Origin of the sequence: Rhodococcus sp. MEB064, from assembly GCF_000834565.1 — a bacterium.
In the GTDB taxonomy this organism is placed as follows: domain Bacteria; phylum Actinomycetota; class Actinomycetes; order Mycobacteriales; family Mycobacteriaceae; genus Rhodococcoides.
The window spans coordinates 33,629-56,092 of record NZ_JXQS01000031.1 but is presented as its reverse complement, the minus strand read 5'-3'; the positions used below and the strand labels follow the sequence as shown (position 1 = coordinate 56,092).

Below are 22,464 nucleotides of genomic sequence, written 5' to 3'. Positions count from 1 at the left end.
AGCACCCGTGACCACCGCACAACCCACCCCGCCGGGCACACCACCCGCCGCCCGCACGCCCTCTCCTCAGGACTTCGTCGAGATGCAGGCCTCCCCGGAGTTCCAGCAACTCAAGAAGCGCCTGCGCGGCTTCGTCTTCCCCATGGCAGCCTTCTTCCTCATCTGGTACGCGGTGTACGTGCTGCTCGGGGCCTACGCCCACGACTTCATGGCCACCACCGTGTTCGGCAACATCAACGTCGGCCTGCTGCTCGGGCTCGCCCAGTTCGTCACGACGTTCGCGATCACCGGTATCTACGTGAAGTTCGCCAACCGTGAGCTCGACCCCCGCGCCGCGAAGATTCGCGAAGAACTCGAAGGACCCCTGACATGAGCTTCCTCGCGCAAGCCGCCCAGGCCGAGACCGTCGGCAGCCCTCTGATCAACATCTCGATCTTCGGCGTCTTCGTCCTGGTGACGATGGCCGTGGTGATCAAGGCCAGCAAGAAGAACGCCACCTCGGCGGAGTTCTTCACCGCAGGTGGCGGGTTCTCCGGCCCGCAGAACGGTGTCGCCATCGCCGGCGACTACCTCTCGGCAGCAAGCTTCCTCGGCATCGCCGGAGCAATCGCCGTCTACGGCTACGACGGCTTCCTCTACTCCATCGGCTTCCTGGTGGCGTGGCTCGTCGCGCTCCTGCTGGTCGCCGAGATGCTCAGGAACACCGGCAAGTTCACGATGGCCGACGTGCTGAGCTTCCGTCTCAAGCAGGGCCCGGTCCGCACCGCGGCCGCACTGTCGACCCTCACCGTGTCGTTCTTCTACCTGCTGGCGCAGATGGCCGGCGCCGGCGGCCTCGTCGCTCTGCTGCTCGACATCTCCGACCGCACCGGTCAGTCCATCGTCATCGCCGTCGTCGGCATCCTGATGATCGTCTACGTCCTCGTCGGCGGCATGAAGGGCACCACCTGGGTGCAGATCATCAAGGCTGCACTTCTCATTGTCGGTGCCGCCCTGATGACCGTTCTGGTGCTGGCCAAGTTCGGCTTCAACCTGTCCGAGATCCTCGGCAGCGCGCAGTCGATGGTCAGTGACTCCGCTGCGGAAACCGTTGCAGCACGCGATGTCCTGGCTCCCGGCGCCCAGTACGGCGGCTCGGCCACCTCGCAGCTGAACTTCGTCTCGCTCGGTATCGCCCTGGTGCTCGGTACGGCCGGTCTCCCGCACGTGCTGATGCGCTTCTACACCGTCCCCACCGCCAAGGAAGCTCGTCGAAGCGTCGTGTGGGCCATCGCCCTCATCGGTGCCTTCTACCTCTTCACCCTGGTGCTCGGATACGGCGCAGCGGCCATCGTCGGCCCGGACCGCATCCTCGCCGCGGCCGGTGGACAGAACTCCGCCGCACCGCTTCTCGCGTTCGAACTCGGCGGCGTGATCCTGCTGGGCATCATCTCGGCAGTGGCGTTCGCGACCATCCTCGCGGTCGTCGCGGGTCTGACGATCACCGCCTCGGCGTCGTTCGCCCACGACATCTACGCCAGCGTGATCAAGAAGGGCGAGGTGGACGACAAGAAGCAGGTCCAGGTCTCCCGGATCACCGCGGTCGTCATCGGTGTCCTCGCCATCGGCGGCGGCATCCTGGCCAACGGCCAGAACATCGCGTTCCTCGTCGCCCTGGCCTTCGCTGTGGCGGCAGCCGCGAACCTGCCGACCATCCTGTACTCGCTGTTCTGGCGTCGCTTCACCACGCGCGGTGCGCTGTGGAGCATGTACGGCGGACTGGGTTCGACGATCCTGCTCATCATCTTCTCCCCGGCCGTGTCCGGCTCGGCGACGTCGATGATCAAGGGCTCGGACTTCGCATGGTTCCCGCTGTCCAACCCCGGCATCGTCTCGATCCCGCTCGCCTTCATCCTGGGCATCGTCGGAACGTTGACGTCGAAGGACAACGAGAGCACCGACAAGGCGGCCGAGATGGAGGTGCGGTCCATGACGGGCGTCGGCGCCGAGAAGGCATCCGCTCACTGACATCTCGACCACAGTCCGATCGCGATGCGGGCCACTACGAGCACACCCACCGGCTAGTCTGACGCGGTGGCGAAACTCGAAGTGGTCCGCATCGTTCCTCTGTCCGCGGAGGTGGCCTGGAACGGCGCGTCCGACCTGACGCGATACGAGGAGTGGCTCAGCATCCACGACGGGTGGCGCGGCGAATTGCCCGAGCAGCTGACCGAGGGCACGCAGATGGCGTCCGTCGTGTCGGTCAAGGGGATGCGCAACCGCGTCCAGTGGACCGTCAAGAAGTACTCCCCGCCCCGCGAGCTCGAGCTGAAGGGCTCCGGCAAGGGCGGCGTGAAGGTGTCGCTCAAGCTGTCGGTCACGGAGAAGTCCGACGGCAGCGAGCTGAAGATGACCATCGACCTCGGCGGCGCGCCGCTGTTCGGTCCCGTCGGATCCGGTGTGGCCCGGGCACTCAAGGGTGACATCGAGAAGTCGGTCGACACGTTCGTCACCGTCTTCGCCTGAGCCTCAGGACAGGACGACGCCCGTCGCACACGCGGCGATCACCAGGACGAGGGCGACGGCGTCGGACACACCCGGCCGCCGCCGACCCGACGTGATGCTGCCGCTGCCACCCCGGACGGCGATGGCCTCGCCCATGTCCGCCGACCGGCGGATCGCGACCGACATGATGGCCGCCATGATGTCGACCAGGAACGTGTCCTGCGTCTTCCCGCTGCGCGTGGTCTTGCGGGGGCGCAGGCGTCGTGCGGCCACCAACGTGTAGACGTCGTCGACGAGCATCGGCAGTGCGCGCAGCAGCAGGGCCATCGACACGGCCCACTCGTCCACGGGCGCACCGACTCTGCGCAGGGGTGAGAGCAGCGTGGCGATGGCCGGCGCGATGTCGGCCATCGCCGTCGTCCACGCCACGGTCAATGTCGCCCACAGCAGGACGACTCCGAACAGGATGCCGCGGAAGTAGACCCACACGGCGTCCGTTCCCACCACCAGGTTGACTGCCGCGCCGAACGCGACCAGACCCCACAGCCACCACGGCGGCACCGGAACGGCGAACACGGGCACGCGGGTGACCAGTGCGGCGAGCAGCAGCACCGTCGACACGGCGGCGAGCATCGCCCACGTCGGGTACACCACCAACGATCCGCCGAGCAGCGTCACCGCTACGAGTTTCGTTCCGGCCCAGAGCTTGTGGACGGGGCTCACGGTCGGGAGTTCGCGGAGCAGCGTGCCTCTCATCGGATCACTCCGGCAGCCGACTCGACCTGCAGGGTGCCGTGGTCGAGAGTCACGGTGCGCGAGCGTACGGACGCGAGGGTGTCGACGTCGTGCGAGATGATCACCAGCGTCAGTCCTGTTCGTCGAAGATGCGCGAGCAGCGCCGTGATCTCGCGGCGCCCCGGCGGATCGAGCCCGGCCAGCGGTTCGTCGAGCACCAGGATCTCGGGCTTGCCCACCAGAAGTCCGGCCAAGGCGACTCGGCGCATCTGTCCGCCGCTCAGCTCGTCGATGCGTGCACCGGCGAGACGTCGATCCAATCCCACCTGGTCGAGCACTCGACTGACGTCGATGGTGCCCACATCGCTACCGCCGGCAGCCTCGATGTCCTCGGACACCGTGCGACGCTGCAATTGGAGACGAGCGTGCTGGAACGACAGGGCGACGGTGCCGATCGACGACGAGGTGGACTTGCCGGCCAGCTCGCACGTGCCCTCGGTCGGTGATGTCAGACCCGCCATGATCCAGGCGAGGGTCGACTTCCCCGAGCCGTTCCCGCCGATGACCAGCAGCCCCTCGCCGCGATGCACTGTCAGGTCCACGTTCTGCAGCGCCCGCGTCGCCCACGGGCCGCGGCGGTTGTAGACGTGTCCCACGCCGCGCAAGACCAGCTGCGGCGGTCCCGGAGCAGGAAACGGCGCGGTCCCGGCGAACGGCGCCGACGACATCCAGGTGGGGTCGTGCATGACGCGTCGGCCGCGGTGCAGCCGAACCACGTCGTCGGCGAGGGCGGCCTCGGTGGCCCGGTGCGTGATCAGCACGACGGCCATCGCGTGACGACGCGGAAGTGCGGCCAACAGCTCGACCAGCTCCCGTTGTCCCTGCGGGTCGATCATCGCGGTGGCCTCGTCGGCGACCAGCAGCTTCGGCTCACGTGCCAATGCGGCGGCGACGGCGAGTCGTTGCAGTTCCCCGCCGGACAGACTTCCGGTGTCCCGCAGGCCGTATTCGGCGAGTCCCACCTCGGTCAGCAGTTCCTCCACCCGCTCGGGAGTCGGACGGGACGACGTCGGCAGTCCCCAGACGACGTCGTCGGCCACGCGCGTTCCCAGGATCTGGGCTTCGGGGTGCTGCAGGATCATGGCCGTCCCGCCGACCAGCCCGAGTCCGGTGCGCCCGTACCGCTCGACCTGGCCGCCCGTCGGTTCGGCGCCCACGAGGATGCGGGCGAGAGTGGACTTGCCGGACCCGTTGGCGCCGACGACGGCCACGAAGCGGCCCGGTACGACCGTCAGATCCAGTGGCCCCAGGGCGTCGTCCTGCGCGCCGCGATAGCGGAACGTCACGCCGGTCAGGCGGACCGGAACAGGCTGCGGCGCAGTGGTATCGATGTCGACGACATCCGGAAGCTCGCCGCGGGTCTCGAGTTGGCCGAGCCTGGTGAGGGTGGCGCGCAGCACCCACCACGCGACGACGCCGCTCACGGCCGTCGAGATCATGCCCGAGACGAACACGAGAATCCACCAGTACCCCAGCGCGAACGACACGTAGTCGGCCACCGCGGTGGCCACGTCCTCGGCGGGGGCGAATGTGCCGACGATGTCCGCGCTTCCTCGGATCGAGTTCTCCAGGACGGCAAGGAACAGTTCGCGGAGACCGCTGAGAAGCAGCAACATCAGGACGGACAGCCCACCGACGACGGCCCCGGCGACCAGGGACAGAGTCAGCACGGAACCGAAGCCCCGGCCCCGCCGCACGCTGACCCCCACGATGCCCGCGAGGACAGTGGACACCGTCATGGTGAGCGCCGTGCCGAACCCGCCTGCGACGAAGGACACGAGAACGCCCGCCGTCCCGGCGACGGCCAGGGCACGGATCCGGTGCCGCTGTGCCACGACGGCAAGGGGAACGATCGCCACGATCTGCAGGGCCCCGGCGACAGGGATCAGCGAACCGATCACCGAGAACGCGACAGCGAGAGCCGTCATCACCGATCCGGTCGCCATTTCGTCCGGGTGTAGCGTGCTCCTACCGCGACCTGTGGCCGTTCTGCCTCTCACTCCTCGAGTGTGCCACCGGTGTGTCCGGTTCGTGTTCGCCGAAAGAGAGCTTCATGACGTTCGAGCCCGTCGTCGCGGCGCGTCCGCGGCGGACCCACCGCGCGTGGATCGTCGCTGCGGTGGCATTTCTGGCGCTGCTGGGTGCGGCCGGATTCCGCGCTGCTCCGTCCGTCCTGATGGTCCCCATCACCGACGAGTTCGGCTGGTCGCGCAGCGTGCTGTCCGCCGCGGTGGGCATCAACTTGTTGTTGTTCGGGCTCACCGCGCCGTTCGCCGCGGCGTTGATGGACCGCTTCGGCATCCGCACCGTGACATCCGTCGCACTGACCGTCGTAGCTCTGGGCAGCGCTCTCAGCGTCTTCGTCACGTCGCCGTGGCAGATCCTGCTCACATGGGGTCTGCTCATCGGCCTCGGGACGGGATCGATGGCCTTGGTGTTCGCGGCGATGGTGACCGACCGGTGGTTCACTCGCCGACGCGGACTGGTCTCGGGCATCCTCACGGCAGGATCCGCGACCGGGCAGCTGATCTTCCTGCCCGTCGTGGCCGTGTTGGCCGAGAACTCGGGGTGGCGTACGGCGTCACTCGTCGTCGCTGCGGGCGCGCTGGTCGTCGTCCCGTTCGTGCTGCTCTTCCTGCGGGACTCCCCGGCGGAGGTGGGGGAGCTGCCGTACGGAGCGACCGAAGCCCCCACGCCCGTGGTCGTGACCGGCAATCCGGCCGTGCGTGCTCTGAAGGCGTTGAGAGATGCGTCGTCGGTCCGTACGTTCTGGGCGCTGATGGTGGGGTTCGCGATCTGCGGCGCGACCACCAACGGCCTCGTGGGAGTGCACTTCATTCCGTCCGCCCACGATCACGGAATGCCGCAGACGACGGCGGCAGGGTTGCTGGCCGTGGTGGGAATCTTCGACATCGTGGGCACCATCGGATCGGGATGGCTCACCGATCGGGTCGATCCACGGGTGCTGCTCGGCGCGTACTACGCGTTCCGAGGAGTGGCGCTGTTGTTCCTGCCTGCGCTGCTCTCCGACGCCTTGCACCCGTCGATCGTGGTGTTCATCGTCATCTACGGACTGGATTGGGTCGCGACGGTTCCCCCGACGATCGCCCTGTGCCGCGAGGTGTTCGGCACGCAGGGACCGCTGGTGTTCGGGTGGGTGTTCGCATCCCACCAGGTCGGTGCCGGCATCGCGTCCGTCGTGGCAGGCATGGTGCGCGATGCCACCGGTGAATACACCGCCGCCTGGTTCGGCGCAGCTGGTCTCTGCGTCGTGGCGGCGGTGCTCAGCGTCGGTATCGCTCGGCGATCAGCCCCGGTAACCGGCTGATTCGCTGCGCGCGGTCTGCGGGCGGCGACGACGGCCGGAGCTCGCGGTGGAGTTGCCTGCGTGTCCGCCGCGGGTGGAGCGTCCGCGACCGGGCTGCCCCTGCTTCGGAGCCGGTGCGGTTTCCTTCGGTACGGGCTTGACGTACGCCGCCACCGCGCCGACCAGGTCCTGCACGGCGGGGGAGTCGACGGTGACACGCTGCGGTGCCGCATCGATCTTGGCCTTGCGCATCAGGACCGCCAGGTCGCGACGCTGCTCGGGCAGAACGACGGTGACGACGTCACCGGCGCTGCCTGCGCGAGCGGTACGGCCACTGCGGTGCAGGTACGCCTTGTGCTCGGCCGGCGGATCGACGTGGACGACCAGCTCGACGTTGTCGACGTGCACGCCGCGGGCTGCGACGTCCGTGGCGACGAGGACGCGTGCGTCGCCGGTCGAGAACGCGGCGAGGTTGCGGTCACGAGCAGCCTGCGACAGGTTGCCGTGCAGGTCGACCGACGGGATACCGGCTTCGGTCAGCTGACGAGCCAGCTTGCGCGCCTGGTGCTTGGTGCGCATGAACAGGATGCGGCGGCCTTCGCCGGACGCGAGGCGCTGGACGAGGGCCTTCTTGCCGTCGACACCGCCCACCTCGAAGATGTGGTGCGTCATCGCGGCAACGGGCGAGTTCTCCTCGTCCACCGAGTGCTGCACCGGGTCGGTCAGGAACTGCTTGACCAGCTTGTCGACGCCGTTGTCCAGCGTCGCGGAGAACAGCATGCGCTGACCGTGGGACGGGGTGGCCTTCATGATGCGCGTGACGCCGGGAAGGAATCCCAGGTCCGCCATGTGATCGGCCTCGTCGAGGACGGTGATCTCGATGTCGTCGAGTGTCACCAGACGCTGCTTCATCAGGTCCTCGAGGCGACCGGGGCAGGCGACGACGATGTCGACGCCGCGGTTCAGCGCCGTGACCTGACGGGCCTGCGAGACGCCACCGAAGATGGTGGTGACACGGAGGTTCGTCGCCATGGTGAGCGGCTCGAGCGCTGCAGCGATCTGAGTCGCGAGCTCACGCGTCGGAGCGAGGACGAGTCCACGCGGACGGTTGGGCTTGCGGACACCCGAGAACGTGTCGCCGAGACGCGACACCATGGGGATGGAGAACGCGAGAGTCTTTCCGCTGCCGGTCTTTCCGCGACCGAGAACGTCGCGACCCTTCAGCGTGTCGGGAAGTGTGTCGGCCTGGATGGGGAACGGTGACGCGATGCCGGCACCCGTGAGAGCGCGGACGATCCGGTCACTGACGCCGAGGTCGGCGAAGGAGAGAGAAGTCATGAAGAGTTCGAGTGCCTTTCGGGCATCTGAGCACTCCGATTGCGGAGCGCAGAATGGCGAGACTGCCGGTGGGCAGTTCCGATCGCCGTAAGAAAAATTCGTGCTGATTCCACGACGTACGCCGCGCATCGAGGCGCAGCAGCGAGACCCAGTGTAGCCGGTCGGTGGGTGTGACCGTGGTCTCGCAGTGTTCGCGGCTTGTGCTGTGGGGTGGAGTGGTTGTGGCGGAACAGGATCGGCGTGGTTGGGGTGTGTGTGCACACCCCTAGTGGTCGCTTCGTGCTGCGAATGTTGCGCTGGTTCGCGTGTGTACACCCCTTCTGGTGAGCGCACACCCCCATCCGCTGGCTGTAGGGGGTGTGCGCTTCGTGCAACCGGTGTGCGCTTCGGCCGACGGGCCCCATGTGCGGCCGGCGCTGCGCTGGTTCGCGTGTGCACACCCCCTCTGGTGAGCGAACACTCTTACCCGCTGGCTGCAATGGGCGTGCCGCGACGCCGGTGCCGCCATGTGCGGCGCTGGTTGGCGTGCGCACACCCCATCTGGTGAGCGCGCACCCTCATCCGCAGGCTGTAGGGGGTGTGCACTTCACGGAATTGGTGTGCGCTCCTGCCAATTCGCCACGAGGGCTGCCGGTGCTGCGCTGGTTCGTGTGTGCACACCCGTTCTGGTGAGCGCACACCCTTACCCGCTGGCTGCAGTGGGCGTGCCGCGACGCCGGTGCTGTCGTGTGCCGCGCTGCATCGCATTTGCACACCCCCTCTGGTGAGCGCACACCCCTACCCGCCGGCTGCAACGGGTGTGCACTTCACAGAACCCGTGTGCGCTCCGGCCGCCGGGGTCAGCCCGCGTAGGCCGCGCTTTGCGTGCGCACCAGATCGACCAGCGTCTGCTGGGGGATCGTGAGGTCGAGCAGATGCAGCCCCCATGTCGCGTTCGGCAACGTGGGAAGTGCTGCGGCGGAACCACCTTCGACCATCAGCACGTTGTCCACGTCGCACTGCGCGGTGAGGTCCGGCAGCGGGCCGGCAACCGGCGTCCGGGCGTTCGCGCCGAGCGATGCCGGGTTCGTGCAGAGAACATCGTCGCCGCCGTACCGGGAATCGGCCGGAGGAGTGCGGGAGAACGTGGAGTAGGCGACGACGCACCCCGTCTGGCTCGGGTCGGTGCACGGAACGACGGTGGTGAAGTCGGACTGCCTCAGTGTCACGCCCGGGATGATCGCGGAAACCAGCTTCGCCCGCGACGCCGGGTCGTTCTCGATGCGGTTCTGCAGGAGATTCTTCAGCATCCGCGATCCCTGGGAGTGCCCGAGCAGCACGATTCCGCGGTTCGAGTCGCGCTGCGCCAGGAAATCCGTCCAGGCCGCATCGATGTCGACGTATGCCGCGGCGAGTGCCGCATCGCGAGCCGGACCGTCCGCAGTGGCCAAGCTCAGGAGAGTTGCCTGCCGGTAGACGGGTGCCCAGACGTTGCATACGGAGTCGAAGGGTCGGGCCTGCGCAGAGGCGGCGAACATGAGCTCGGGCGACGAATCGAGATTCGCGGACTGCGCCGGTTGCAGCGATGCCGTCGGATAGACGTAGAAACAGTCGGCGGGCGCGTCGGTTCCGCCGCCGCACGGGTCGGTGGGTGCACCGGGGCGGCACAGCCACGTGGTGGACGGTGCGGCGGAGGCCGGTCCTGCCGCCACGAAGAGGGAGCCCAGTAGGGCGGCGACGAGGAGGAGGGCGCGCATCATGGTGGGAACTGTATTCGGCGAAGGGTGCCCTCGGCAGGATTCGAACCTGCGACCTACCCTTTAGGAGAGGGTTGCTCTATCCCCTGAGCTACGAGGGCCGACCCGGCGAGTACCGGCTGACGCACAGCACTCTACCGGGTCCACATGACTGTCAGGCGCTCGGCGAGATCGCTTCCAACTTGCGGGCGACCAGAGCGGCCTGCAGATGGCGCATTCCCGACGGCCGGGTGGGGTCGAAGCCGGTGAGGTGCGCGATCCGCTTGAGGCGGTAGTCGACGGTGTTGGTGTGCAGGTGCAGCTGACGCGCCGACCGCTGGCGGTTCAGATCGTGGTTGATGTGGATCTCGAGAGTTTCGAGCAGCTCGGGCGAGTTGTCCAGCGGGATCAGGACGCGCGAGAGGTAGGCGCGGCCGGGGCCGGGACGCGTGAGCTGGTACTCGAGCACCAGATCCGTCATGCGGTAGACGCCGGCGGGGCGGCGCAGCTGCTGAGCGAGGTCGAGAAGCTCGTGCACCTGGTCGGAGGCGGAGGGAACATCGTTGACCGAGCTGGTGGCGACGGTGGCGGTGACGGCGGTCTCGGCGGCGGCGGACATCCGCTCGACCAGGGTGGCCACCCATTCGTCGTCACGTTCACCGGGAACGAGGATGGTGCCGCCCTCGGCGGACAGCATCGACAGCGGGGATCGGTCGCACACGATGGCGAGCTCGGCTTGCACGCGACGAAGCTTGCGGCGAGCGGTGACGGCGCGGGGGAGCGCCGGGTTGCTCTCGTCGGGGTGAGCGGCTATGGAGACGGCGAGCACGGTGAAGGAGTCGGCGAGTTCGATGCCGGACTGCCGGGCCACCGACCGGGCGTTGTGTCCACTCAGAAGCGCGGTGACGACGGTGTGCGCGGCGGTGTGGTGCTCGCTGGCCACCGCCTGCAGCTCGTCGACGTAGCTGGACGACGCTGCTGTCGAGATGCGCTCGGACAGACCGACGAAGGCCTTGGCGACCTTGGTGAGGTGCGCGGCCCCGCCACTGGATGCGCGCTCGGACACCAGGTCCCAGCCCATCTGGATGCCCTCGTGGTAGACGCCGAGAACAGCGCGGAGCGGCACGCCCTCGCGCGCCCACTGTGCTGCACGGCCGCCGAGCTCGGCGATGTCGGCGTCGGATGCCGTGGTGGAGTCGCCTCCGACACCGACCGCCATCGACAGGCAGGTGACGGTCAATTCGGTGACGTCGGACCGTAGGCTGGCACTCAGCGAAGATGTCCGTGAAGCCGGCCCGACGGTCCGTCGTGCGACGTTCTCGAGATCTCGTGCGGACCCGGCGGGACGCCCGGCCACCAAGAGTCCGCTGGTGCTCTTCTCCATCGCAGCAGCCTGGGACGGCTGCGTGTTCTCGACACTCACGTGCTTGTTCCTTCCGGTCGGCGATCCGTTGGCCACATCGTGACGTATGTCGGTTTCTCTCGCACATACCTGCTGGAGAGGCTCATCACTCGCGCAAAACGGGGCGTAAGTACAGATTGTAGGGCAATAAAAGTTTATATGTGTAGTTTCATGCCGCGATTCGGGACACTGCTGTGATCGGATCCAGAGCCTTCGGGGGGCTCCTGCGAATGTTCCCAACATCGGCGCAAGGGTGGGTCGCTGCTCGCCGGACGGTCCTAGCGTCGGTGAGCGACGTCCGGCCAGGGCGTCCGATAGTCACGAAACATCAAGGTTCACGGGGGTAACTCATGCCACAGGCGTTGTCTCAGATCGAGTTGTTGCGCGAGCTGCAGCCGGTAGCGGAAGCCAATCTCGAACGTCACCTCGACCTCGCGAAACCGTGGAATCCTCACGATTACATCCCGTGGAGCGACGGCAAGAACTTCGCCATGCTCGGGGGTCAGGACTGGTCACCGGAGCAGTCCACCCTGTCCAAGGTGGCCAAGGCCGCCATGGTGACCAACCTCCTCACCGAGGACAACCTGCCGTCGTACCACCGCGGGCTCGCGGAGAACTTCTCGATGGACGGTGCCTGGGGAACGTGGGTCGGCCGGTGGACCGCCGAGGAGAACCGACACGGTATCGCGATGCGCGACTACCTCGTCGTCACCCGGAGCGTCGACCCCGTCGCGCTCGAGCAGGCCCGCATGGAACACATGACGGTCGGCATCGACTCGCCGATGGAGGGGGCCAACCTCCTGCACGGCGTCGCGTACGTGACCTTCCAGGAGTTGGCGACGCGCGTGTCGCACCGCAACACCGGCAAGGCCTGCAACGACCCCATCGCCGACGCGCTGTTGGCGCGTATCGCCGCGGACGAGAACCTGCACATGATCTTCTACCGGAACATGTGCTCGGCCGCGATCGACCTGGCGCCGGATCAGACGATGAAGGCCATCGCCGACGTCGTCATGAACTTCCAGATGCCCGGACTGAACCAACCCGATTTCCGACGCAATGCGGTGCTGATCGCCAAGTACGGCATCTACGACCTGCGTCAGCATCTGGACGAGGTCATCATGCCGATCCTGCGCAAGTGGAACATCTTCGAGCGCACCGACTTCGGCGCCGAGGGAGAAAAGCTGCGCGAACTGGTGGCCGACTACCTCGGCGACCTCGAGAAGCAGGCCGTGCGCTTCGAGGAATCCCGCGACCGCGCACTCGCACGTGAGCGTGAACGCGGAGAGGTCCTCAGCGTCTGAGGCTCACATCGCGACGGTGAGCAGAAAGGCGACGTCCTCGACGGCCTCCACACTGTGGCGGGCGTCGGGGACGACCAGGAGGTCACCCGCGGAGCCCTTCCAGCTGCGGTCACCGCTGACGAGCTGGAGCTGACCGCTGAGGACCAGCACCGTCGACTCGCCGTTGAGGTCGTGCTCGGCGAGGGAATTGCCGGCGGCCAGCCCCACGACGGTCTGGCGCAGGCTTCGCTGGTGCCCGCCGTAGACGGTGTGAGAGCTGCGTCCGCTGGACGCGGTCTTCGCCAACTTCAGCTGTTGCCGGGCGAGAGCTGTCAGCGATTTCTTGTCCATGGTGCTGGATTATCCGGCACGAGGACGGTGCTGCGCGGGTGATTCAGCGGGTGTACGTCACGAATCGGTAGCGGATTCCTGTGGATTCGCTGATCTGCCACGCTCCGTCCGACCGGACGAACTCGGGGGGAACCTCCGGTGCGCGGGTGTGGCCGCCGTCCACCTCGAGGTCGATCTCGGTCACCTCGACGATGTCGGCGACGGGAAGAGCCAGCCGATACACGTCGGCACCGCCGATGATCCAGGTGTCGGAGCCGTCCGCCGACAGGGCGTCCTGCACCGAGGCGACGCGAACGGCGCCGTCGGCCGACCACGACGGGTCCCGGCTCAGCACGATGTTCTCGCGTCCCGGCAAGGGGCGGAACCGGGCCGGAAGCGAATCCCACGTCCGCCGACCCATCACGACGCGACCGGTGCCCGTGACCTCGCGGAAGTGCGCCATGTCCTCGGGCACACGCCACGGGATCGTGCCGTCCTTACCGATGACGCCGCCGTGCGCCTGCGCCCACACCATGCCGACGGTCATACGGCGACGGGCGCCTTGATCGCCGGATGATGCTGGTAGTCGACGATCTCGATGTCCTCGAAGGTGTAGTCGAAGATCGACTCGCGCGGTGCGAGCCGCAGTGTGGGGGCGGGGAACGCCTCTCGCGTCAACTGCTCGCGAACTTGGTCGACGTGGTTGTCGTAGATGTGGCAGTCGCCGCCGGTCCACACGAAGTCGCCGACCTCGAGGCCCGTCTGCGCCGCCACCATGTGCGTCAGCAACGCGTAGCTCGCGATGTTGAACGGCACGCCGAGGAACATGTCGGCGCTGCGCTGGTACAGCTGGCACGAGAGCTTGCCGTCGGCGACGTAGAACTGGAAGAAGGCGTGGCACGGAGCCAGCGCCATGTCCGGGATCTCGGCGACGTTCCACGCCGAGACGATCATCCGCCGCGAATCGGGGTCGCGCCTGATGGTGTCGATGACCTGCGAGATCTGGTCGATGTGGTCGCCCGACGGTGTGGGCCACGATCGCCACTGCACGCCGTAGACCGGGCCGAGATCGCCTTCCTCGTCCGCCCACTCGTCCCAGATGGTGACGCCGTTCTCGCGGAGGTATGCCACGTTGGACTCGCCGCGCAGGAACCACAGCAACTCGTGCACGATCGATTTCAGGTGCACACGCTTGGTGGTGACCAGCGGAAATCCCTCGGACAGATCGAAGCGCATCTGATGTCCGAACAGGCTGGTGGTGCCGGTCCCGGTGCGGTCGGATTTGGCGGTGCCCTCCGCGAGCACGCGGCGGAGCAGATCCTCGTAGGGCGTCGCGACCATGGCTACACCTTAGGCTCAGCCACATGAAGACCATGCACGTGATCGGTATCGGCGCGGGTGATCCCGACCAGGTGACCGTCGCGGCGATCAAGGTGATGAACACCGTCGACGTCTTCTTCGTCATCGACAAGGGGGCGCAGAAGCAGGAGCTCGTCGACATCCGCACCCGTATTCTCGCCGAGCACGTCACGCGTGAGCATCGGATCGTCGAGTTCACCGATCCGCCGCGCGACCGCACCCCCGCCGACTACGACGGCGCCGTGGACACCTGGCACGACCTGCGCGCGCGGATGCTGGCGGACCTGATCGCGGCGGAGTCGGCCGACTCGGTGGGAGCGATGCTGGTGTGGGGCGACCCGTCGCTCTACGACAGCACCCTGCGCGTCGTCGAACGGGTCCGCGCGGTCCTGGACGAGCCGTTCGAGGTGTCCGTCGTTCCGGGCGTGACCAGCCCGTCCGCGCTCGCCGCCGCGCACCGCATCGTGCTGAACAGGATCGGCGAGCCGGTGCTGACCACCACGGGTCGCCAGCTGCGCGAGTCCGGCCTTCCCGACGGAGTCGGCGCGGCCGTGGTGATGCTCGACTCCGACTGCAGCTTCCGGTCTCTGCCCGGCTGGCACGTCTGGTGGGGCGCGAACCTGGGGACGCCCGACGAGGTGATCCTGGCAGGCCCCGTCGACGAGGTGAGCGACGAGATCGTGGAGCGACGAGCGGCCCTCCGAGAACGCGCCGGGTGGGTGATGGACACCTATCTCGTCCATCGGCCGTGACTTCCGATTAGGCTCGAGGAGTGCCGGAATTACCCGAGGTCGAGGCTCTCGCGGGCTTCCTGCGTGAGCATGCGCTGGGAGCGGTGATCGGACGTATCGACGTCGCCGCGCTGAGTGTGCTGAAAACGTTCGATCCGCCGGTGACGGACATGCAGGGCAAGGACATCACCGCGGCCGCCCGATTCGGCAAGCACCTCGGCATCGAAGCCGGTGGGCTCTGGCTGATCACTCACCTCTCCCGCGGCGGATGGCTGCGCTGGGCCGACAAACCGTCGTCGGCACCCCCGAAGCCGGGCAAAGGTCCGCTCGCACTCCGTGTCCACCTGTTCACGCCCGAAGGACTCACGCCGGCGTTCGACCTCACCGAGGCCGGCACACGCAAACGGCTCGCGGTGTGGGTCGTGCGGGACCCGCAGGACGTTCCCGGCATCGCCCGTCTGGGCCCCGATGCGCTCGCCGTGACGGAGCCGGAATTCGCAGAGATACTCTCGCGCAGGAGCTCTCGGCTCAAGACAGCGTTGGTGGACCAGCAGCTGCTCGCCGGTATCGGCAACGCCTACAGCGACGAGATCCTGCACACCGCGAAACTCTCACCGTTCGCCACCACCGCCTCGCTCACCCCTGAGTCTGTGACCATGCTGTGGAACACCATGCGCACCGTGCTTCTCGACGCCGTCGCCAGGTCCGAGGGCCAGGATGCGGCACGTCTGAAGGGCGAGAAGCGGTCCGGCATGCGGGTGCATGCTCGCACCGGCATGCCGTGCCCCGTCTGCGGCGACACGGTGCGCGAGGTGTCGTACGTCGATCGGTCGTTCCAGTACTGCCCGACGTGTCAGACCGGCGGCCGCATCCTCGCCGACCGCCGGCTGTCACGCCTGGTGAAGTAGCTACCGCTCCGTGCCGGTGCGGAAGTCCTGCGACGACTCCGCCGACGGGGCGTCGTAGCCGGTGTACCCGTCCCAGGCAGCGCGGCGTGCGCCGAGCGGGTCGTTTTCCATACGGGTCGTGGCGTCGAAGATGCGCGTCGCCCGGGTCGGAAGTTCGTACCGGCCCCAGTCCGACTCCGGCGCACCGGTTGTGGCGAAGGCCAGCCACTGGCGCTGAACCTCGTCCGTGACCCTGGCCGCGCCGCCTCGGTCCCCCAGGAGGGAGAAGAACTTGCCGACCCGCGAGCGGTAGACACCGAAGACGGCGAACAGTTCCGAGCCGTGCGTGGCGTAGAGCTTCAGCAGGTCGAACAGGCGCGGGGAGTAGTCGTATCGGTAGACGTACGTGGGTGCGTACTCGGTGTGCGCGTCCGCGATCTCGAGGGACGGCCGCCAGAATGTGAAGTCCCCGCCGAAGTCGATGGCGGACAGGCCCTTCGGGTATCCCGGGTACTGCGCGAGAATGCGGTCCTTGGCCGACGGGTCGGTGTCCGCGAACAGACGGTCGATGCGCGCGGCGTCGGTCGGCAGCGCGTCGAGCCACTTGGGGAACAAGGTGCCCTCGTGTTCGTTGCTGCCGATGATCATCGGCACGGCCTGCGCGGCGCCGGAGCGGTACGCCTCGAGCGGTGCCTCGGGCACCAGGTCGCCGTCGACGCTCGGTCCGAACGGAATCAGCCCCGGTGTCTCTCGCAAGACCTTGCCGCCCAACCGTTTCGCGGCTTTCAGCAGTGCCCCGGTGTCGGCGGTCGCCAGGGTGTCGGCGGCGGTCGCCGGGGTCGCGCCGAGGAGGCGGACGAACTCCGCGCCCCACGTCGCACTCCGATCCGACGTCGCGACCATGCCGGGTGCCGAACTCTGGGAGATGGCGCGGTGGAACAGTCCCGTCGTCGCGGGAATCGAGGTCAGCGTGGTGACCGCGTTACCGCCGGCCGACTCGCCGAAGATGGTGACGTTGTCGGGATCCCCGCCGAACGCGGCGATGTTGCGCTGGACCCACTGCAGTGCCGCGATCTGGTCCCGCAGGCCGAGGTTGCTGTCGAACGTCCGCTCCGGCGTCGAGAACTGACGGAAGTCCAGGTATCCGAGTGCTCCGAGCCGGTAGTTGAGCGAGACGTAGACGATGTCGCCGCGTCGCACGAGGGAGGTGCCCGAGTACATGGACGTCGCCGACGTCCCGAGTGTGTAGGCGCCACCGTGGATGAACACCATGACCGCGCGCGGAGTCGCGGACGGTGTGGCCGGTGCGCACACGTTCAGCGTCAGGCAGTCCTCGCTGCTGGCCTGTCCGCGCACCGGTCCGATGGGGGAGCGCGCCGTGTCCTGGACGGCGGCGTCACCCCACGAGGTGGCATCGCGGACGCCTTCCCACGGTGACAGCGGCTGCGGCGCGCGCAGACGCAACGGCCCGACCGGCGGCTGCGCGTACGGGATGCCCCGCCATTGCGCGATGCCCCGCCGGACGAATCCGCGGACCCGCCCGTCGGACGTCGTGATCTCGGTATCGGTGTTCTGTTCTCCCTGCCCCATGCGGAAGGACTATACGGACGGTCCATTAGCCTCGACGGCACAATGACCTTCACCTATCCCATCGAGATAGTGCAGCTTCTCGTGTCGCCGTCACATGCATATTTCGGTCGTAGCAAGGACGGCCCCGCCGACGTATCCACGCGGATGCCGTCGTCCGTCGACGTGGTGACCGGAAAGGGCATCCGGGGCGACCGGTTCTTCGGCGTGAAGGCGCACACCGAGGCGGCGATCACGTTCCTCGCCGCCGAGGCCTGGGACGCGGCGCTGCACCAGGCGGTCGATGACGGTGATCCCTGGGACGGGGACATCTCGGTCGCGCGTCGCAACGTCGTCGTCCGGGGTCTCGAACTCGACCCGCTCCGCGGCGAGGAGTTCGTCATCGACACCGGGGACGGGCCGGTGCTGCTGCGCGGTGGGCGGCCCGCCCATCCGTGCGCGTGGATGGACCGCATGGTCGTCGACGGTATGCGGAAGGCTCTGATCGGCCGCGGCGGTCTACGGACCGAACCGGTCAGTTCCGGGACGCTGCGCGTCGGCACCGGTGTCGTGATCTCACCGGTGCCTCTCGACGCGTCGCGTGCCGCGGACTCCGTGCGGCGTGCCCAACCGATTCGTGACTAGTCCCTGGCAGCCTCGAGCAGACGCAGCCACACCTCGCTCATCGTCGGATACGACGGGACCGCGTGCCACAGGGTGTCGAGCGGGACGGCCCCGACCACCGCGATGGTTGCCGCGTGCAGTAGTTCCGACACACCCTGTCCGACGAGGGTGAATCCGACGATCACGTTCCGTGACGTGTCGAGCACCATCGAGGCACGCCCGGCGAAGTCGTCCTGACGCAACGAGCTGCCGGCGACCGCGATGTCCATCGCGACGACGCGAACGGCGATCTTCGCGGCTCGTGCCTGCTTCTCGGTCAGTCCGACCGACGCCACCTCGGGTGTCGTGAACACGACCTGCGGCACCTGACCGTGGTCGGCGAGGGCGAGGAACCGGGTGCCGTCCAACGGTCGTCCCTCGGCGCGCGCCGCGATGACGTCGCCGCAGATGCGGCCCTGGTACTTGCCCATGTGGGTCAGCAGAGCGCGTCCGTTGACGTCGCCGACGGCGTACAGCCACTCGTCGACCGCGCTCAGGTGGTCGTCGACGGTGATGGATTCACCGGGTGTCGGTCCGCCCGGCAGGATGTCCAGTCCCAGGTCTCTCGTCGCGGGACGACGACCGGCGGCGACCAGGATCTCGTCCACCTCGAGGGTGTCGTCACCGACGGTCACCGAGGCCGGACCCCCGTGGATACGGCCGTATCCGGTATCGCTCGCATCGGGTCGCGACACCGTGGACACCTGCGATTCGAACAGGATGCGCGCACCCGCGGCGGTCAGGGCGTCGGCGACCGCCGTGCCGGCGAACGGCTCCGACCCGGCGAGCAGGGACGTGCCGCGGACGATCATGGTCACCTGGGCCCCGAGCGCGAGCAGCCAGGTCGTGGCCTCGCACGCGACGACGCCGCCGCCGATGACGATGATCCGTTCCGGAACCTCGTGCAGATTGGTCGCATCGCGAGACGTCCACGGAAGGGCTTCGCGCAGTCCGGGAATGGGCGGCACGGTCGCCGTCGTACCCGTCGCCACGACCACCGCGTGACGGGCACGCAGAGTCCGGTCGCCCACGCTCACCTGCTTCTCGCCGGACAGTCGGCCGTGGCCACGCACGACGTCGATCCCGGCGGTCTCGGCCCAGTGCGCCTGCGAGGAGTCGTCCAGAGAGTGGGTGTAGCTCTCCCGTCGCGCGAGGACGGCATCGACGTCGAGTGAGGAATCGCCGACGAGTTCGCGGACACCCGGCATCGACCGAGCCTGGTTCAGGACCGATCCCGGCAGCAGCAGCGCCTTGCTGGGCATGCACGCCCAGTACGAACACTCCCCGCCGATCAGTTCGTGCTCGACGATCACCGCTGTGCGATCGCTTCCCTGGATGGCGTACTGCGCGGCGTTCTCGCCGACGGGACCGCCCCCGATGACGATGACGTCGTACTCGTCGATGTTCGGATGGGTCACTGTTCCTCCGGGATTAGGGTGTGCGGAATGGGGAGACAGAAGATCGTGATCACCGGGGCGAGTTCCGGTCTCGGCGAGGAGATGGCGCGCCGGTTCGCCGCCCTGGGCCGCGACGTCGGGTTGTGCGCGCGCCGGACGGACAGGTTGGAGAGCTTGCGCGCCGAACTGGTCGCCGCCAACCCGGGCATCGTGGTGGCCGTGGCAGCCATGGACGTGACCGACCACGAGTCGGTGGTGGACGGCATCGCATCGCTCCGCGCGGACCTCGGCGGCATCGACCGCGTCGTCGTCAACGCCGGTCTGGGTAAGGGGGCCACGTTGGGCACGGGCCGCGCCGACGCCAACCTCGAGACGGCCCGCACGAACTTCGTCGGCGTGGTCTCGCAGATCGAGGCGGCGCTGGCGGTGTTCCGGGAGCAGAACGCCGGCCACCTGGTGCTGGTCTCCTCGATCAGCGCGGGCCGCGGACTGCCCGGGTCCAAGGCCGTGTACGCCGCGTCGAAAGCCGGGGTGTCCTCACTGGGAGAAGCCCTGGCGGCGGAACTGCGCCCCACACCCATCGCCGTCACCACCCTGCTCCCCGGATACGTGGCCACCGACATGTCCTCCCGCGCGGGTGACACCGGCTCGCTGATGTCGTCTCTCGACGACGGAGTGTCGGCGATGGTGTCGGCGATCGAGAAGGAAGTGACTCGATCGGCGCTCCCCGGCGCCAGGTGGAAAGCCATCGACATGGTGCTGCGCTTCCTGCCGCGGAGACTGACCGACCGCCTCGTCTGAGCTACTGGAGGTAGTTCTCGACCTGGTTCACCGGCTGCGCCTCGGCGTCGTCGGGGGACAGGCCCGCATCGCGCTTCGCGCGACGCTGACGCAGCAGATCCCAGCACTGGTCGAGTGCCTTCTCGAGCTGATCGAGTTGCGCGCGTTCCTCGCTGGGATCGATCTCGCCGGCTTCGGTGCGCGAGCGCAACTCGTGCTCCGTGTCCACCAGGGACTTGATACGTGCGTAGATGTCGGACTCGCTCATCGCGGTGTTCCCTTCGACGGTCGTGCTGATGCAGATCTTCACGGTACTCACCAGAAGTCGGGTTCGAGCGAGTGCCGCGACAATGCGGCGGTCATCTGCTCGCGTATCTCGTCCCGGGTATGAGCGGCCGCGGGGTCCGTGACGACGAGGGACAGGGTGTACACCTCGCCGACTCGGCACAGGTATGCGGAGAGCACGGTCGGCGACGCCGCGGCCTGCTCGTGCCGCAGACCCGGATGGATCGCGCGTGTGGCGACGCGCAGCGCGCGGCGGCCGCCGATGGTGCGGACGGCGTCGGGAAGCGGTCCGATGTTGGAGCACAACGCATCTCGCAGACCCGTCGACGGGGCGAGGACCGCGGCCGCACGCTCGGGGATCACGTGCAGCAACTCGTCGGGGAACCCTGCGGGCCCGGTCAGCGGGCTTCGGTACGCCGTCTTCGCGAGTGCTCTGATGTCGGCGAGGGAGGACTCCGGACCGATATGGACCGCGGTCACCGACAGGGCGTTCGCGCCCCCGGTCGGTACCTTCATCGGCACTCCGAGCAGAACGGTCTCGGCCCCGCACGGTGTCCGGACCGCAGCTACGATCGCCGCGACCACCGACAGGAACAGAACGTTCGGAGTCCCCTGACCGGCCGCGGCTACTCGGTCCCACTGCGCTGCCGGGACATCGGCCGTGACGGACACCTGTTCCCAGGCCGCGGGGCGCACGGCGGTGGTCGTCGTCGGTGTCCTGGATGCCCGCAGATAACCACGGAGCTCGGTGCGCCGGGAACGGCTGTACACCAACGCGGACAGGGCGAGGGTCGTCCGCCCGACGACCGTCGACACCGTCGAGACCGCATCGGCCAGATCGCTCGACCGGTCGTCCTCGACGACGTCCGAGTCGGCGCCCGACACCGCTGCTGCCGCTGCGTCGATCAGTCCACGCGCATCGGCGATGACGTGCGAGCACACGATCGACACGGCCGTGCCGGATCCGTACGGTGCCGCGCTCAGCCGCCAGCCCGGCCCGTACTCCGGATCGAGTGGGATGTCCGCGCACGAGTCCGCCCACGACAACGGGTCGTCGGTGCGCTCGGACCAGGTCACTCCGGGGCGTACGGTGGCCCGGACCCATCGCCGGCGCGCACCGGGAATCGTCGGCGAGACGATCCTCAGGCCCAGCGGACCCGATGCCACCCTGCGGTCGACCAGATCGAGGGCGTCTTCGCTCACGGGTTCCTCGGTGATCCAGATGCCCTGCATGGCAACGGGAATGCCGAAACCACGGTGGGTGCGAAGGAAGATCTCGTCGACGACGGACAACCTCGTCACTCGCGCGGCGCCCCGTGACGGCCTGCGCCGGCCGCGAACTGGCGGGCTCCGTCGAGCGCCTCGACCACCGATGCCGCACCGTGGCGGAACTCGTTGGCCATGGCCGCTCGGTGTTCGAGGCCTTCCTGCTCGAGGGCGGAGAGTCGGTCACCGCGCATGCAGGCCTGTGGGAACGTCGACAGTGTCGCGGCGAGTTCCTCGGCCGCCTCCCGGCATGTGCCCGACGGCACCACCCGGTTGGCCAACCCCATCGACAGGGCTTCCTGCGCGTCCACCGCTCGGCCGGTCAGGATCATGTCCATCGCCCGCGAACTTCCGACGGCGCGTGGCAACCGCACGGTCCCGCCGTCGATGAGCGGCACACCCCACCGGCGACAGAACACTCCGAACACCGCGTCGTCGTCCGCGACTCGAAGGTCGCACCACAGCGCGAGTTCGAGACCACCGGCGACGGCGTGACCGGACACGGCCGCGATGACCGGCTTGGACAGCTCCATCCGCGTCGGGCCCATCGGACCGTCCCCGTGTTCGGTGGCGACGTTCGACCGCTCGGTGCCCAGTGCCTTCAGATCGGCTCCGGCGCAGAAGGTGCCGCCGTCGCCCCACAGCACGGCCACCGACGCGCTCGGATCGGCGTCGAAGTCCTCGAATGCCTCGACAAGCGCTGCTGCCGTCGGGCCGTCGACGGCGTTGCGCGCCTCGGGTCGGTGGAGGATCACCGTGACCACCGGACCGCTGCGTTCGATCCGAACGTTCATGGTTCGACCGTACCGCGCGCGGCCACCGTTGTGGTTGTTCACCGAACCATGATGTTCGCGCCGTCGTCGGGGGAAGTTTTCC

General features: G+C 68.0%; 22 protein-coding genes and 1 tRNA gene. 9 read left to right on the top strand and 14 right to left on the bottom strand.

From position 1 onward, the window contains the following. Nucleotides 1–7 precede the first annotated feature (7 nt). From RU01_RS14955 to RU01_RS14945, 3 genes are all read left to right on the top strand, one after another. Entirely contained in the window at nt 8–373 is a 366-nt protein-coding gene (locus RU01_RS14955; RefSeq protein ID WP_042575363.1) for a DUF485 domain-containing protein, read from the top strand. After that, nucleotides 370–2,007 (top strand): solute symporter family protein, encoded by a 1,638-nt coding sequence (locus RU01_RS14950; RefSeq protein ID WP_042575362.1) that lies wholly within the window; start codon nt 370–372, stop codon nt 2,005–2,007. Before RU01_RS14955 ends, RU01_RS14950 begins: the two co-directional genes overlap by 4 nt. Nucleotides 2,008–2,073: 66 nt before the next feature. Beyond that, nucleotides 2,074–2,505, top strand: coding sequence for a type II toxin-antitoxin system Rv0910 family toxin (locus RU01_RS14945; protein ID WP_042575361.1), 432 nt, complete (start codon nt 2,074–2,076; stop codon nt 2,503–2,505). 3 nt (nt 2,506–2,508) lie between these two features. Here RU01_RS14945 and RU01_RS14940 read toward each other — a convergent pair whose 3' ends face one another. Both RU01_RS14940 and RU01_RS14935 read right to left on the bottom strand, forming a co-directional pair. Continuing rightward, nucleotides 2,509–3,240, bottom strand: a complete 732-nt coding sequence (locus RU01_RS14940; protein WP_042575360.1) for an energy-coupling factor transporter transmembrane component T family protein — start codon at nt 3,238–3,240, stop codon at nt 2,509–2,511. After that, the gene (locus RU01_RS14935; protein ID WP_197074786.1) at nt 3,237–5,225 is read right to left on the bottom strand and encodes an ATP-binding cassette domain-containing protein; all 1,989 of its coding nucleotides are present in this window, start codon (nt 5,223–5,225) and stop codon (nt 3,237–3,239) included. The genes RU01_RS14940 and RU01_RS14935 overlap by 4 nt, the downstream gene beginning before the upstream one ends. A 107-nt stretch (nt 5,226–5,332) precedes the next feature. On the opposite strand from RU01_RS14935, the gene RU01_RS14930 reads away from it, so the two are divergent. After that, a complete protein-coding gene (locus RU01_RS14930) occupies nt 5,333–6,607 on the top strand; it encodes an MFS transporter (RefSeq protein ID WP_042575359.1) in 1,275 nt (424 codons plus the stop codon). Here the strand turns inward: RU01_RS14930 and RU01_RS14925 are convergent. The 4 genes from RU01_RS14925 to RU01_RS14910 all read right to left on the bottom strand — a co-directional run bounded on the left by RU01_RS14925 (nt 6,587) and on the right by RU01_RS14910 (nt 11,023). Continuing rightward, on the bottom strand, nt 6,587–7,924 hold the full coding sequence (locus RU01_RS14925; protein WP_042575380.1) for a DEAD/DEAH box helicase: 1,338 nt from the start codon (nt 7,922–7,924) through the stop codon (nt 6,587–6,589). The two genes, RU01_RS14930 and RU01_RS14925, sit on opposite strands and share 21 nt — an antisense overlap. Before the next feature lie 839 nt (nt 7,925–8,763). Next, the gene (locus RU01_RS14920) at nt 8,764–9,663 is read right to left on the bottom strand and encodes a DUF3089 domain-containing protein (protein ID WP_042575358.1); all 900 of its coding nucleotides are present in this window, start codon (nt 9,661–9,663) and stop codon (nt 8,764–8,766) included. 25 nt (nt 9,664–9,688) lie between these two features. Further along, nucleotides 9,689–9,761 (bottom strand) — tRNA-Arg (locus RU01_RS14915). 53 nt (nt 9,762–9,814) lie between these two features. Then, on the bottom strand, nt 9,815–11,023 hold the full coding sequence (locus RU01_RS14910) for a PucR family transcriptional regulator (protein ID WP_042575379.1): 1,209 nt from the start codon (nt 11,021–11,023) through the stop codon (nt 9,815–9,817). A gap of 368 nt (nt 11,024–11,391) precedes the next feature. Between RU01_RS14910 and RU01_RS14905 the strand changes: the two genes are divergently transcribed. Continuing rightward, nucleotides 11,392–12,345, top strand: coding sequence for an acyl-ACP desaturase (locus RU01_RS14905; RefSeq protein WP_042575357.1), 954 nt, complete (start codon nt 11,392–11,394; stop codon nt 12,343–12,345). A 3-nt stretch (nt 12,346–12,348) separates the two neighbouring features. Here RU01_RS14905 and RU01_RS14900 read toward each other — a convergent pair whose 3' ends face one another. The 3 genes from RU01_RS14900 to RU01_RS14890 are packed head-to-tail and all read right to left on the bottom strand — an operon-like array spanning nt 12,349 to nt 13,995. Then, complete coding sequence (locus RU01_RS14900) at nt 12,349–12,675, bottom strand: cupin domain-containing protein (RefSeq protein WP_042575356.1); 327 nt, start codon at nt 12,673–12,675, stop codon at nt 12,349–12,351. Between the two features lie 43 nt (nt 12,676–12,718). Then, nucleotides 12,719–13,201: a dihydrofolate reductase gene (locus tag RU01_RS14895; RefSeq protein WP_042575355.1), complete on the bottom strand. Its 483-nt coding sequence runs from the start codon at nt 13,199–13,201 to the stop codon at nt 12,719–12,721. Next, nucleotides 13,198–13,995 carry a thymidylate synthase gene (locus RU01_RS14890; RefSeq protein WP_042575354.1) on the bottom strand — a complete coding sequence of 266 codons (798 nt, stop codon included), beginning with the start codon at nt 13,993–13,995 and terminating at the stop codon, nt 13,198–13,200. Before RU01_RS14890 ends, RU01_RS14895 begins: the two co-directional genes overlap by 4 nt. 23 nt (nt 13,996–14,018) lie before the next feature. On the opposite strand from RU01_RS14890, the gene cobF reads away from it, so the two are divergent. Beyond that, complete coding sequence (cobF, locus tag RU01_RS14885; protein ID WP_042575353.1) at nt 14,019–14,765, top strand: precorrin-6A synthase (deacetylating); 747 nt, start codon at nt 14,019–14,021, stop codon at nt 14,763–14,765. 20 nt (nt 14,766–14,785) lie between these two features. Further along, nucleotides 14,786–15,652 (top strand): Fpg/Nei family DNA glycosylase, encoded by an 867-nt coding sequence (locus RU01_RS14880; protein ID WP_042575352.1) that lies wholly within the window; start codon nt 14,786–14,788, stop codon nt 15,650–15,652. Here the strand turns inward: RU01_RS14880 and RU01_RS14875 are convergent, their stop codons facing one another. Beyond that, complete coding sequence (locus tag RU01_RS14875) at nt 15,653–17,221, bottom strand: carboxylesterase/lipase family protein (RefSeq protein ID WP_042575351.1); 1,569 nt, start codon at nt 17,219–17,221, stop codon at nt 15,653–15,655. A 42-nt stretch (nt 17,222–17,263) separates the two neighbouring features. On the opposite strand from RU01_RS14875, the gene RU01_RS14870 reads away from it, so the two are divergent. Continuing rightward, nucleotides 17,264–17,842: a hypothetical protein gene (locus RU01_RS14870; RefSeq protein ID WP_042575350.1), complete on the top strand. Its 579-nt coding sequence runs from the start codon at nt 17,264–17,266 to the stop codon at nt 17,840–17,842. On the opposite strand, the gene RU01_RS14865 is transcribed toward RU01_RS14870, so the two are convergent. Continuing rightward, on the bottom strand, nt 17,839–19,278 hold the full coding sequence (locus tag RU01_RS14865) for a dihydrolipoyl dehydrogenase family protein (protein ID WP_042575349.1): 1,440 nt from the start codon (nt 19,276–19,278) through the stop codon (nt 17,839–17,841). The two genes, RU01_RS14870 and RU01_RS14865, sit on opposite strands and share 4 nt — an antisense overlap. A 27-nt stretch (nt 19,279–19,305) precedes the next feature. On the opposite strand from RU01_RS14865, the gene RU01_RS14860 reads away from it, so the two are divergent. Then, complete coding sequence (locus RU01_RS14860) at nt 19,306–20,058, top strand: SDR family oxidoreductase (RefSeq protein ID WP_042575378.1); 753 nt, start codon at nt 19,306–19,308, stop codon at nt 20,056–20,058. Nucleotide 20,059: 1 nt separating this feature from the next. Here the strand turns inward: RU01_RS14860 and RU01_RS14855 are convergent, their stop codons facing one another. From RU01_RS14855 to RU01_RS14845, 3 genes are read right to left on the bottom strand one after another with little or no spacing between them, the layout of a single operon-like run. Beyond that, nucleotides 20,060–20,305, bottom strand: a complete 246-nt coding sequence (locus RU01_RS14855) for a DUF2630 family protein (protein ID WP_042575377.1) — start codon at nt 20,303–20,305, stop codon at nt 20,060–20,062. A gap of 47 nt (nt 20,306–20,352) precedes the next feature. After that, nucleotides 20,353–21,624, bottom strand: coding sequence for a hypothetical protein (locus tag RU01_RS14850; protein ID WP_042575348.1), 1,272 nt, complete (start codon nt 21,622–21,624; stop codon nt 20,353–20,355). Further along, nucleotides 21,621–22,382 carry a crotonase/enoyl-CoA hydratase family protein gene (locus tag RU01_RS14845; RefSeq protein WP_042575376.1) on the bottom strand — a complete coding sequence of 254 codons (762 nt, stop codon included), beginning with the start codon at nt 22,380–22,382 and terminating at the stop codon, nt 21,621–21,623. Before RU01_RS14845 ends, RU01_RS14850 begins: the two co-directional genes overlap by 4 nt. Nucleotides 22,383–22,464 lie beyond the last annotated feature (82 nt).